This is a genomic window from Aquamicrobium segne (assembly GCF_042656785.1).
In the GTDB taxonomy this organism is placed as follows: domain Bacteria; phylum Pseudomonadota; class Alphaproteobacteria; order Rhizobiales; family Rhizobiaceae; genus Mesorhizobium; species Mesorhizobium segne.
On record NZ_JBHSLL010000016.1, the window covers coordinates 59,491 to 60,241 of the forward strand.

1 pseudogene is annotated in these 751 nt (G+C 58.9%); it reads right to left on the reverse strand.

From position 1 onward, the window contains the following. Positions 1–522, reverse strand: a pseudogene (locus ACFPLB_RS06815) (IS5 family transposase); the annotation flags it as partial. Positions 523–751 lie beyond the last annotated feature (229 nt).

The following is a 751-nucleotide window of genomic DNA, read 5'->3' on the forward strand; positions in this document are numbered from 1 at the left end:
CGTATCCCTTGTCGGCAAGGGTCGCCTCGGCCTTGATGCCGTCGATCAGGTCATGGGCAAACGCGATATCGTTGCGCTGGCCGGGTGAGGCGATCAGTCGGACAGGAAGCCCGAGCGCCTCGGTGGCGGCATAGATCTTGGTGCTCAGGCCACCGCGAGACCGACCCAGGCCCTGGGCATCCGCCCCCCTTTTACCTTGCGCGCTCCAGCAGCATGCTGGTGGGCACGCACGATGGTACTGTCGATCATCAGCCATTCCAGATCGGCTTCGCGGGCCAGCGTTTCTAGCATGTCGTCCAGTACGCCCATCTCGATCCAGCGATAGTAGCGCCGCTTCACGCTGCGGTAATCGCCCAGTCGCTCCGGCAGGTCGCGCCAACGCCCACCAGATCGAGCCATCCACAACAGTGCGTCGAGGAACTTGCGATTGTCGGTGCGCGGGCCGCGTTTGCCTTTGGTGCCGCCCGGCACCAAGCTCTTGATCCGTTCCCACTGGTCGTCCCGAAGTGCGTCACAGTCCATCGCCGATCTCCCAAAATCAGCGTTGAATCTGATTTGCAACCGGATGGGAATCCCAAAACCTTAAATCGTCACCACAACCTAGCCAGTTTTACAAAAAAAGCCGTGCCGTAATATCCGGCGCGGCTTTTTTGTTTTTATGCATGTCTTTATCCCGAGACGGGCTTTAGGGTCGAGACTCAATCATGACCACCATATGCAGATAGCGGCCAAGTAGCATGTTGCTGCGAAG